The organism is Streptomyces olivochromogenes (genome assembly GCF_021538895.1).
Taxonomy (GTDB): domain Bacteria; phylum Actinomycetota; class Actinomycetes; order Streptomycetales; family Streptomycetaceae; genus Streptomyces; species Streptomyces olivochromogenes_A.
This window is the reverse complement of sequence record NZ_JADDRL010000028.1, coordinates 82,582-94,126: the sequence shown is the minus strand read 5'-3', so window position 1 is coordinate 94,126 and position 11,545 is coordinate 82,582. Positions and strand designations below refer to the sequence as shown.

Here is an 11,545-nt window from a genome sequence, read left to right as displayed (position 1 = left end):
CCGCACCACGCCATCGTCACCACCGCTGGCCACCGTGTGACCGTCCGGACTGAACGCCACCGACCAGACTTCGGCGTGTGCGGTGAGCCGGTGACCGAGTGGGAGGGCTGCGGCGGCGAAGAGGCTGGTGATGGATTCGGTCGTGTGACTGGCCTGGTAGGCCCGTACGGCCAGAAGCGAAGACAGGTCTGGATCGGTTCCAAGGAGACTGGATGATTGCGCAGCCAACTGCCGAGACAGTGCCAGGTGTTGGGCTGCAACAGCCCTGCGTCGTTCTTGATCGCTGACCCGGTACTGGTTCCACGCGGTGAGGCTGGCTACGAGGGCAAGCACGAGCAAGACGGACAGGGTGATGGCGGACTGTCGCAAGCGTCGGGTGGTGCGGGCCGTCGCCTGTTGTTCGCGCTGGCGAGCGATGGAGCTGGTGGCGAGGAAGTCCCGTTCCACAGCGGTTAGGTCGTCGGTAATGTCGGAAGTGGTGAAGGTTTCTTCGGCTGCGGTCAGACGCGTGCCGCGGTAGAGCGCGCCGGGGTCGCGGCCGAGGCTGTTCCAGGCTTGGGCGGCTTCGGTCAGGTGACGGTGAAGGCGCAGTCGCTCGCGGGCATCGTCGATCCATTGCCGGAGCCGGGGCCAGGCGGTGATGAGGGCTTCGTGGGCGATGTCGACCGCGTTCTCGTCGAGGGTGACCAAGCGGGCCTGGGCCAGCCGATCCAAGACGGTCTTGGTGTCTGCGGGGTCGCCGAAGTCGAATTCATCGCGTTGGGCGGGGCGGCGGGTGTCGGGGGTTCCCTCGCCCGGCGTGATCAGCCGCAGCAGGATGCGGCGAGCAAGAGCCGCTTGAGCTGGGGCGAGGCTGGCGTGGACGTCTTCGGCGGTACGGGCGATGGCGCCGTGGAGCCCGCCGGCCGCCTCGAACGCGGCTTCGGTGAGAGCGCGGCCTTTGCGGCGGTGCCAGGTTTCCAGCAGGGCGTGGGACATCAGCGGCAGCGCGCCGGGCTCGCCCTCCACCTCGTCGAGGATGCACGCGGTCAGCGTCCGTTCCACGATCATGCCGGTGCTCTGGGCGGGCTTGATGATGGTCTCGCGTAATTCGTCGCGGGTCATCGGCCCGACGAGCACGGTGCCGTCCTGCAGGGCGGCGGTGAGGGCGGGGTGTTCGGCGCACCGGCCGAGGAAGTCCGCCCGGACGGCGATGACGACGCGCAGTCGGCTCGCCGGGGTGGCGGCTGCCAGCAGGCGGTCGATGAACTGATCGCGTTCGGCCGGGTCGTGACAGAGGGTGTAGAGCTCTTCGAACTGGTCCACGATCAACCACGTGTCGCCGTCGGCGTCCTTCGGTTCAAGGCGATGCTCGTGAGTGCGCAGCGGGTGCGCGCCAGGGGTGAGGACGCGCAGCGCAGCTGGCGGCGCCCCGGCCGGGTCCGGAGTACGCAGGCGGGGGATGAGGCCGGCCCGAAGCAAGGAAGACTTGCCGCTGCCTGAGGGGCCGAACACCGCGGTGAACCGGCGGGAGCGGGTCAGCCCGAGCAGGCGGTCGGTGAGCTCATCACGGCCGAAGAATAATTCGGCGTCGCCGGTCTCGAAACGGGCCAGTCCCCGATAGGGAGGCTGGACATCATCCTCGTCCTCGGGCCGGCGCTGGGCTGCCGCTTCCGCGGAGACCTCACGCCACCGCGCCTCCCACTTTTCCTGGTCGCCGCCGCAGGCTTGGACGTACGCCAGGACAACCGGCAGCGTCGGCAACCGCTCACCACCGGCCGCCTGCGACAGCGTGCTCGCCCCGTGCCCCGTACGCTGCGCCATCACCCGGTACGTCGGACTGCCCGCCTCCGCCCGGAACTTGCGTAACTCGAACGCGAACCGCGCAACCGGCCCCGCACTCGGATCCAGTGGGCTTTCCCGACGTCCCGCCATCGACAGCTCTCCCTACCCCGTTGCCGCCTCTCCCGTGGATGCGGCGCTGCGACTCGCGAAGCTACGCGCGCCCGTCGCAGAAGAGCAAGCAAGAGCGCGTTCTTTGGTCAGGGACTACAACGAGGGCCTGTCACCTGCAGTGCGGCCATTGATCAGGGTGATGAGACCGGCTGCCCATTCAATACCCAGCCCGCTGAACTCGATGGCAGGCACCAGCCCGTCGGCGCCAGAAACGTCGACGGGACCCGGGGTGCGCATCTCCAACGACGGAGGAACGAAAGCGTGAAGAAGCGCAGGAAACTCGCCCTCGCAGCTGCTATAGGGGCACTGGGAGCCGGCATCGCACTCACCCCGTCCGCGAACGCCGCGACCGGCGGCATGCTCTCGCAAGCGGCATCGGTGAAAACACCGGCGCCCCAGGACGCCTTGCGTGACGGTGGCGTCTGGTACTTCAAGGCGAAGCACAGCGGTAAGTGCCTCACCGTCCACGGTGCCAGCACAGCCAAGGGTGCCGCCGTCGACCAATACACATGCCTGAACCGGGCAAACCAGCGATGGAGGTTGCTCTTCGTCAGTGACCGGGGACTGGCCTACGTCACAGCTGAGCACAGCGGCAAGTGCTTGGACGTGCTGGGCGGAAGCAAGGCCAACGGCACCAAGATCGGTCAGTGGGACTGCAACAGCCGTAAGAACCAGAAATTCTTCGTGAAGAGCGTCGCAGGCTACGCGACCATCCAACCCTGGTACGACGCTCAGAAGTGCCTGGACGTTCCGGGAGCGTCCCAGCGGAACAACACACAACTCGTGCTGTGGAGCTGCAACTACGGCAGCAACCAGAAATTCAAGATGGTCCGCGCCTGACTCTCGGAGGGAAAAGTGAAGAAAAGTAGGATTCTTCTGGCGGGCCTGTTGAGTGGCGCGAGCATGCTCGGGATCGTATCCCCTGCTGCCTCAGCGCCCACGGCCTCCTCGAGTGCTCCCACAGCGTCTTCTGAGCGCGCAACTCCTGTGCCGGGCGTGCACTACATCCGGCCGGCCCACACACCCGACAAGTGCATCACTGTGCACGGTTGGGACGCCAGTGACGCAGCGAAAATCGATCAGTGGACCTGCCACGGGCAGAGGAACCAGCGCTGGACCTTCATGGACAACGGCGCATTCCGGTACTGGGTGAAATCCGAGTTCAGCAACAAGTGCCTCGACGGCGGCGACCTGCGAAAGGGCCACAAGGTAACACAGCGGCCCTGCCACAGCGCCTTCAAGCAAGCCTGGTACCCCGTCCCACGAGGCAATACATACGAGATCCACGTGGGTACTCAATGCCTCGATGTCCAGGGAGGAAGCAAGACGAACGGCGCTCGCATCATCCTGTGGAAATGCAAGAATGTGAGCAACCAACGCTTCTACCTGAATTAACAGAGCCGCTCCCACGGAGCGACCTGCCGTCCGGAACCGTCACCAGGCCCCTGCGCTGAGAACGTCGTCGATGGCCTCGACGGGTGGCTCGACGTCACAATCGAACGGTGGCGGCACGAAGGCCCGCCCGACGCAGACGGCTTGACTCAACCCGAGGCCACAAAACCGGCAGCGTGGCTGAGGCCGGCGGGGCTGCAGCGAGACACACGCGCACCTGATCAGTCGGCGTGCCCGTCGTGGCTGACGTTCGTCGGCTGAGGCACAGACGATCTCCGAGACGAGGTGCCGCCCTCACTGGTGGAGGGCGCGCCCCCGGCCTTGACTCGATCATTGAAACTCCACCGACCGCGTGAGCCCCGCGCCCCGCATGAGCGCCCCCACACACCACCAGACCGCCGCCCGGGGTAACCTTCCCGTCCATTTGAAGCTCCCTGGAGGCTCCCTATGCACACGACTGTTTTCCTGCTGCGGAGTGCGCTGGGCCTCGGTGGCGGTCCGGTGTTCGTGTGGGAGCAGAACCGCCAGGCTTCGGGACCAGGCTGGAGGAAGCTGCGGGTCTTCTCTGCGGCGGGGGCTGTGGTACTCGCCGGGCTGCTCGCCGTCTAAAGAGTGCCAGTCAACGTGCCCCTCCCGTGCCCGTTCGGTCGGGAAGTAGCGGGGAACCGCGGTCGCTGGCGGACAACGCGCACGAGAACGGCCCCTGACTGATTTACCTGGTCAGGGGCCGCTCACAGGCGGTGGGTGTGGGATTTGAACCCACGGTGACATCGCTGCCACGACGGTTTTCAAGACCGTGTACGGATCGACTCTCCCAAGGCGTCGAGTGCGCCCACGGCCGTGTGGATATGAGCCGGGCCGCGACGCAACCGTTCTCCCGCGCACCACCAGGACAGTTGCTCCTCTGCATCCTCCCTTGGATGCATGCCCAGGCCATGCTCGGGACACAGGGGCCACGCATGCCACAGAAGCTCCATGACGGTCTCCTGTGCGGCATCGGCGACGCTCGCCAGCGCAGAGGCGAGGCTGTCTTGCGAGTTCGAGTCCAGGTGATTGCCGTGCCACTCGCCGTTGGCCATGGCGACGTAGACGTTCTCCGGCTCATCCGCATCGTAGGGCGGAAGGGCCAGCAGTTGCAGGGGTTCCAGCTGGGGAAGCGTCACCGCTAGGTCCCGGTTCAGAAGGGCGAGAGCCTGGTCCCACACGGGGTACTCGCCCGGCGAGACGCGGCGAGGCTCAGGGGGGTCGAAAAGAGCGCACATGAGCACCATCCTCCGCCACGCCAGGGACAGCCCCAATCGCTCAACAGCGTCGCCCCTCCCTGCAAAGACCGCGTGCGGCGGCTGACATCAGCGGCTGACACCAACAAGCGCGAACAGCAGGGCTCGGCGGCGGACCTCAGTGGACGATCGGCCGAGGCGCAGGCCGGGTTGACCGATGTCGACGGTCCCCTGTGATCGACCTGATAAAGATGAGGCCACAGCTTCAAAGCTCGCGACTAGCCCGGCGTAGGCTGCCCGACTTGCCGGAAGCTTACGGTGCCATGATCACTCGCCCCATGGCAGCTCCCGCCCAAAGGCTCGGAGCCGACCTCCTGCCGTCGCCAGACGGACGGATGGCCCTTGATACCGTCCCGCCTGTGAAGAATGCGCACTGGTGGCCGAAGACGAGAAACCTGCTCGTGGCCTGGCTCATCACGACGCCAGCCCTCTGGGCGGTGGGCAGGCTCATTGGAGAGCGCGAGGGCATCGTTCTTTGCGCTGTTCTTGCCGTCTGCGTGACCGCGTGCGGTGAGCTCGCGCCCAAGTGGCATCGGTACCGCCGATCAAGGAAGCAGGCACGGAACGCCGCCGCATGATCAAGCTCACGGCTCGTGCCACGGCCGTGCCAGAACGGGCGGAGAACAGCGGGGAGCGGCGGGTACTGACGTGATCCGGGAACGAGAACGGCCCCTGACCAAGCTTGCCGGTCAGGGGCCGATTCCCGTTAGGGTGGCGGCGCCAGGATTCGAACCTGGGACGGTAGAATCGGCAGATTTACAGAGGGCCGCTCCTACCCCTCTTGACCAGCGCTTATGCCACGCACTCGCCGCTCTGGGGGACCACTGGGGGAATCGGTGACTGGCTCATGGCGCCAAGCTGGCGCGCCTTGGCCTATGTCAACAGATCGAGGACCCCACGAACCACGCCCGAGCACAGGCCGCCAATGGCCGCCAGGAGCACGTCTCGACGACGCGTCCTCCGCCCACTCGTTCGCTTGCGACTCTTGCTCATCCCTGCACCTTCACTTCCACGTGTGGCTGCACTGACAGCGCGCTGCCGCAGTCGGCTCCGCTCATTCCATTGAGCGGTACTCCGAAGAGTGGGTTGCGGGTTAGTGCCACAAGTGCTTCGAAGTCGAGCAAAGTTGCTGGTCAGCTGTGTGAAGTTCCAGTAGCCTCACCGCTTCGGGACAGAGCGTGCCACTTCGTGACAGCTGGAGATGGAGCCTGTGGGACGACGAGGGTCTAAAGGCGTGAACATGCCGACGGAAGATGCGCTTCCCCCGGGGCCGCTACGTCAAGTGCTGTCTGACCTACACAAGCTCTATTACCTTGCAGGCACCCCGGGACTTCGCGAAATTAGTTCCGGTATCGCAGAGATGGATCTGCCTGCAATGCTTAACAGAAACCTGGTGTCAGACATACTTTCCGGCAAGAAACAGCCCAATGCACTGCAATTAGAAAGTCTGGTCCGATTCTTTTCCAGTCGAGCCGCAAATGGCCCGGATCCCGAAGTGGAGAGCAATCGGCTGGTCTCGATATTGCTGGACGCAAACTTTACGCCCGAATACACGATGGAAGCGGATTCGTCCAGCCTATCTATCGAGGCGTCATTGCGCGAAGCCAGCTCGCGAGGCACAGCGGAGCCACTCATCAGAGCATGCGCCGACAGATCTCCTGCAACCATCCTCCTCACCCTTACGGAGATAAAGGCGAGAAATTGGCATCGCTTTCTTAAGCAAGTCGAGAACTCTCTCGCTGAGACTTTTTCGCCAGCCAACATCCCTGCCCTGGTCGCCGAATTGCGCCTAGCAAGAGATCACACATGGGTCGCTGAAAGGACTCTCTCGCGTTTCGGGGCTCTCCGAAGCGTCGAAGATGTAACGGAAACCATGCGACTCCTGTGGGCTGTTGGCAGCACCGGAGACGCGTCGACAGTGCTGCATGCCTTCGTGCGCTTCAAGAAGCCTGGTGATGCAGCGAGGCTCTATAAACTCCTCCTAAGTCTCCACATACACCCCTGGAAACTCCGAGATAATCGCCTTCGCGAGAATTCATTCACGTCTGGAGTCACCGAATTTGCACTGCTGCTCAACGCTACAGTTGACGCGGGAGACGTAGCCATGGCAGTGCGTCATTGGCTAGGCGTAGGAGTCAGAGGGATCGAATCATCCATCGAATACTTCCGAATTTGCGCACAGATACTCGGCATCGGCAACGAGGAACTGGCCGAGACCCTCGCGGTACTAGTCCTATCTCAATCAGAGAGGATTCGCTCCGATTTAGAAATTTTCCTCTCTTCGGAGACTCCAACGAATATAGAGAAGAACGCCATGCGCACGCTGATCACGAGAAAGGACGTTCAGACTAGGACAAATATCGCGAGAAAAGAAATGGCACTGAATAAGAAGTTCGGCATTGTAGAGACACCCCGGCACTCGCCCTAGCCATTCAGCTCCGCGGATCGTGAGATCGAGGGTGCCTTGGCGCTCATGGCACCGTGGCCCGCGAGGACCTCGAGGGCGACGAGTTCCGCGACACGTACACCGACGCCCTTGCGCAGATCAGAGGCGAAGCGGGAGGGCCGCGAGCTGCCCGACGTGGAGGAGCCGGAGGCCGAGCCGGGCATGGTGCTGGATCTGATGGCCGCCCTGCGGGAGTCGGTAGCCAAGGCGAAGGCCTCCCGCGGCGAGGACAGCGAGGCCGACGTGCACGAACTGCCGAAGAAGAAGGCCACGGCCAAGAAGAGCCCATCATCAACAACAGCCACACGGCGCGGGTCTACCAGAAGGACAACTACTTCGGCCGGCACGTCTGTGTCGGCAGCGAGGGCGGCACCATCAGCGACCTGCGCCCCTACCAGCTCAACGACACCACTCACAGCCTGCGCAACAACGACACCTCTTGCGGGCCTCGTGACCGCCCGGAGCAGGACAGGCTGACACCCAGGTGACCGATCCATCGCCACAAGGCGCAGCCAGGCCGCTGCCGGGCCACACGTACATGTAGGACCTGTCCGGCCGATCATGTGACTGCCCTGTGCCTGAGTCGTTGTTGTGGCCACCCCGAACTGGCGCGACGCCTGGGACATCAGTCGCGGTCGGGTCGGAAGTCGCGCAGGACCAGGTCCAGGCGGGCGAACGCTCGCGGGTTCGAGAGCTGGCGAAGGAACTTCCGGAAAGCTGGTCAGCTCGACCACGCCGATCTGTCAGGCTGTCAGATCATGGCCACGGAAAGCGGGTGGGAGACAATGTGAACGTGCTTGCGGCCATGGGATATGGGGCCACGGGCGGCTGTGTGATCGGCTTCGTCGCCCTGTTCGCCGACGTCACGGACTGGCAAGCGGCCTGCCGCGAGAGCCGATCAAAGAGAGAAGGCCAACCTCAGCTGCAGGACTACGTACTGCCTGGCCCTGATGGCATTGTCCTTGTTCTTCGCGCCCTGCTTGGAGCCTTCGCGGGATGGGCCTTCCACTCCCAAGTGACGGGTGTTGCAGCAGCGATCGCCGTTGGCGCGGCAGCGCCTGGACTCTTCCGGCAGCTGGGCGCGGTTCGAGGTGTCCAAGAGGCTATCCAAGGGGCTGGCCTGGGGGCAACAACGGCAGCAAGCGCGACGACCGCCGCAACCTTGGTACCTCAAGTCTCTGGGCCCATCACCAATGGCGCAATAATGACAAGTGTCCCCAGCCAAACGGTCTTGCCACTGCAGCCCCCACGCCCGGTCCAGACAGCGAACCCATCTCAGGCAGTTGCTTCTCAGGAGAGCAGCGCGGAGGACAGTCCATGACTGCCCGTGTACGAACCAGAAGGGCGTTGGCCCCGCGACGCAATCAGGCGGCACTGCCGCCGAGGGGGCGGGAGGGATACTCGTGGCCGCGGCTGGTACTCGCATCGCTCCTGGGGGTACGCCTGCCCGAACGCATCCTTCCCGTCCCGGAACCGGCTGACAGCTCAAAGACGCCCACGGCGACCGTGACCGTACCGGACGGCGAGTCAACAGCCTCAGACAGTCCTGAAACGTCGCAGCTAGCCCCGCAGCAGACCGAACCGCAGACCCTGTCGGCTCCGACAAATCCTCCCCACCCCGCTGCCCGCGGGGAGGCCGAGCCATCCATGCGCCCTGCACGTCCGGAGAGCCCCACACTTCCGACCGCTGAGATGGGAACCGGTGGCCGGAGACATGCGCAGGACGTCAGTGGGCCCTTTATCGACCACGCCCGAGAGCAGCCTGAATCCATAACCGTTCCACAGCCCGCCGCGACGCCGACACAGTGGACGCCGTCCCCGTCGCCACCCCATGCCAGTGAGGCCACACGACTGCTGTGCTTGGGTACGTATCTGGACACCGGATACCGGGACCGGGTCATCGAGGAGCTGTACGTCAACGAGCAGCGGATCGTGGCCCCTTCGCTTGGCATTGACGCCGCTCGGATCCTGGCACACGCGCTACGAGCCCGGCGCCTGGAACAGATCTGGGCCAGCGTGACCGTCGGCCTGTGGGCTGTGGGAGCGGCACTGAGCGGTGGATGGCTGACCCTCTCCCTGGTGCCGAGCCTGATGCTCGCGCTCGCATCTCGCCTCTCGGACCGGGACACGGGTGCCTCGCCACCCTCACAGCGGGTGTCTGCTTTTCTCCTGCGTTGGTGCGGTCGCCTTCTCTTCGCGGGTTTCCTGGTCCTGACGTTGGCCGCCGCGCTCTTGAGTACGGGTCGCACACTCGGGCAGGCATGGGGCACGCTCTGTACCTTTGCGCTGCTCGCCCTTTGCGCAGGCTTCCAACGGGGGCAGTTTTCGCGAGTGCTGGCGGCTGAGCTGTCGCCGCTGCGCTTCCCGGACGCACACGGCGACCCTGCCGAGCAGAACGAGAACTTTCGGTTTCAGCGGTTAAAACAGCGCATTCGGCTTGAGCAGCACTCGCCACTCGTCATGTACCACCCAGCGCGTCCGTTCTGCGGGGCAGGCGCGGCCCATGGCCCTTGGGCGCTTGCGGTTGAACTGAGTCCCATCAAGGGCATGCAACAGCGGCCGATCAGCAATCGCGCCATCTTGGACAAGATCCGGCCGTTCGTGGAAGGGCTGCGGCAGTCGCCGGAGTCCAGCAGGTACGGCACGAGGGACCGGCTGCGGAGGCTGGAGATCGACGAGTGCGTGTTCCTGCCCGCTGAGGGGCTCAGGAGGCGCGTGGATGCGTCGTACAACGTGCACGCCTTTGAGGAGCACCGGGCCTGCGCGGTAGAGGAGGGCGGCGAACAGCGCCGACATTTCCTGCGCGTTCGCGTCGCCGGCTGGGAGGAGGAGCTTGTCGTCACGGTGTTCGTACGCATCCACACCCAGGGCCACATGCTGATGCTGGAAGTCGCACCGCACACTCTGACGCCGATCCGGAAGGCTTTCAAGAACGCCGACCGCACAGCCCACGGATTCCGGACCAACAACTCGCTCGGCAAGGGAGCCTGGGCAGTCGCCCGTGTGCCCGGTTCGGCTGCTGGCTCGCTGGCTGTCCTCGGCACAGCCGTGGTGCACGGATGGCGGCGCAATATAGGGGGGTACGAGCACGCGCTGCCCGACGGGCCGGCGCTGTCGGTCCGGGAGTTGGGCTCTGAGCCTGCCGGGTCGCTGTTCCAGCAGATGGATGTCTCACGCTACCTCCAGGCCATCCAGCACCGGATCGTCAACGCAGTGCAGTGCGCGCTGGCCGAATCCGGGTATCGCACAGACGAGTTCGCCCAACAGATCACGCACATCAGCAACAAAGCCGTGAATGTCAGCCGCGAAGTGGCCAGCACGTCCACCGCCGACGACATTGGCGACGGGGCAAGAGAGAGGCAGGACACCGGCACCTTGACGCCAACTATGGCACCGACGATCGGGACAGGAGGTGATGGAGCATCTGGCTAATACTCCAGCTGTAGATAGTGATCTCCATGCCCGATTCGCTGCTTGCCTGCGGTAATGGCTGGCTTGGACGCGGGCTCGGTGGGTGCGTCGCCAGTGGGACCAGCCGAGGCGGCCGCGGGACTTGGCAACTTCACTCTGCTCGGCCGCCCCGACATCCGGTTCACGCCGGTACTCATGACCTGACTCTGATGGAGGCGGACATCGACACACTGCTCAGATGGCTCGCAGACCACAGCCTTCCGGTCGTCGCCGGACTGGCCGCAGGCGCGGGGCTGCTCTACATCATCCGCTTGATCATTGACCGGTTTGTAGAGAAAGGGATCTCCCTTGCATTCCGGGAGCGAGAGCTCCACCTGGAAAGTCGTTCGGCGTTTGAAGACCGGGTACTGGAGGACCGGTTCCGGCTCTTCAATGACATCGTCACCCGGCTCGTGAGAATCACAACCGACCTGAATCGCGTCAGAAGAGGGAGGGACGCAACGCAAGAGCCTTTTCTTCAGGATGGAGAACTGTTTCCCCTTACGCAGGTATTCGAGGACTGTGAGCTGCACCGACTGGTTCTCGGAGAGGAGCTCTACGCCGTATTGATCAATGCGGCGAGGGTTGTCCTGCAGTTGGTCCAGGCCGATTCCGAGGAGCAGTACAGAACGCTCGGCGGGGCGTGGATTCAGGTATTGGATAAGGTTCGAAAAGTTGGCGAGGAGAATTTCGGTCTCAGCCGGATAAAATGGCGGGAGCGCTCGAGTTGACGTCGGCTCACCTCTTGTTGGTAGTCCCGAGCCTGTGCGTGCCGACAATCCCGTCACCCTATGCGACCTGTGCGTACTCGTAGATGAGGCCGCCAAGGCGGTCGCGCCGGATGACACGCGATGAGCCATCGGCGGCGGGTAGTTCGGGCGCGTGACACCGTCGGGGCATCGCTGTCCGAGTGATCGGTGAGGCCGATGACGAGATCGCCTCCGCCGTCGTGGACAAGTAGCTCCGGGCCACCGCCCGGTCCGGAGCCGACCAGCCTCCCGCCCCGCCCACATCGGTCGCCCCGTCAAAGCGGCCGCTGGTA

9 protein-coding genes and 1 tRNA gene are annotated in these 11,545 nt (G+C 64.4%); 6 read left to right on the top strand and 4 right to left on the bottom strand.

Going from position 1 to position 11,545, the window contains the following annotated elements; all coding sequences use genetic code 11:
- A partial coding sequence (locus IPZ69_RS16810; protein ID WP_445330174.1) for an nSTAND1 domain-containing NTPase occupies positions 1–1,914 on the bottom strand: 1,914 nt, incomplete at its 3' end.
- 282 nt (positions 1,915–2,196) lie between these two features.
- Between IPZ69_RS16810 and IPZ69_RS16805 the strand changes: the two genes are divergently transcribed.
- The 3 genes from IPZ69_RS16805 to IPZ69_RS16795 all read left to right on the top strand — a co-directional run bounded on the left by IPZ69_RS16805 (position 2,197) and on the right by IPZ69_RS16795 (position 3,936).
- Positions 2,197–2,775: an RICIN domain-containing protein gene (locus IPZ69_RS16805; RefSeq protein WP_235454932.1), complete on the top strand. Its 579-nt coding sequence runs from the start codon at positions 2,197–2,199 to the stop codon at positions 2,773–2,775.
- Between the two features lie 156 nt (positions 2,776–2,931).
- Complete coding sequence (locus IPZ69_RS16800; RefSeq protein WP_235454931.1) at positions 2,932–3,330, top strand: RICIN domain-containing protein; 399 nt, start codon at positions 2,932–2,934, stop codon at positions 3,328–3,330.
- A gap of 444 nt (positions 3,331–3,774) precedes the next feature.
- Positions 3,775–3,936 carry a hypothetical protein gene (locus IPZ69_RS16795; protein WP_235454930.1) on the top strand — a complete coding sequence of 54 codons (162 nt, stop codon included), beginning with the start codon at positions 3,775–3,777 and terminating at the stop codon, positions 3,934–3,936.
- Positions 3,937–4,068: 132 nt separating this feature from the next.
- On the opposite strand, the gene IPZ69_RS16790 is transcribed toward IPZ69_RS16795, so the two are convergent.
- Together IPZ69_RS16790 and IPZ69_RS16785 are read right to left on the bottom strand one after the other, a co-directional pair.
- Positions 4,069–4,145: transfer RNA gene (locus tag IPZ69_RS16790), tRNA-Ser, on the bottom strand.
- On the bottom strand, positions 4,116–4,490 hold the full coding sequence (locus tag IPZ69_RS16785) for a hypothetical protein (RefSeq protein ID WP_235454929.1): 375 nt from the start codon (positions 4,488–4,490) through the stop codon (positions 4,116–4,118). Before IPZ69_RS16785 ends, IPZ69_RS16790 begins: the two co-directional genes overlap by 30 nt.
- A 1,351-nt stretch (positions 4,491–5,841) precedes the next feature.
- Between IPZ69_RS16785 and IPZ69_RS16780 the strand changes: the two genes are divergently transcribed.
- A complete protein-coding gene (locus IPZ69_RS16780; protein WP_235454928.1) occupies positions 5,842–7,035 on the top strand; it encodes a hypothetical protein in 1,194 nt (397 codons plus the stop codon).
- On the opposite strand, the gene IPZ69_RS16775 is transcribed toward IPZ69_RS16780, so the two are convergent.
- Positions 7,032–7,259, bottom strand: coding sequence for a hypothetical protein (locus tag IPZ69_RS16775; RefSeq protein ID WP_235454927.1), 228 nt, complete (start codon positions 7,257–7,259; stop codon positions 7,032–7,034). The genes IPZ69_RS16780 and IPZ69_RS16775 overlap by 4 nt on opposite strands.
- Before the next feature lie 1,486 nt (positions 7,260–8,745).
- Here IPZ69_RS16775 and IPZ69_RS16770 point away from each other — a divergent pair.
- Together IPZ69_RS16770 and IPZ69_RS16765 are read left to right on the top strand one after the other, a co-directional pair.
- On the top strand, positions 8,746–10,485 hold the full coding sequence (locus IPZ69_RS16770) for a hypothetical protein (RefSeq protein ID WP_374293292.1): 1,740 nt from the start codon (positions 8,746–8,748) through the stop codon (positions 10,483–10,485).
- A gap of 188 nt (positions 10,486–10,673) precedes the next feature.
- Positions 10,674–11,234, top strand: a complete 561-nt coding sequence (locus tag IPZ69_RS16765) for a hypothetical protein (protein WP_235454926.1) — start codon at positions 10,674–10,676, stop codon at positions 11,232–11,234.
- The last annotated feature ends 311 nt before the right edge of the window (positions 11,235–11,545 follow it).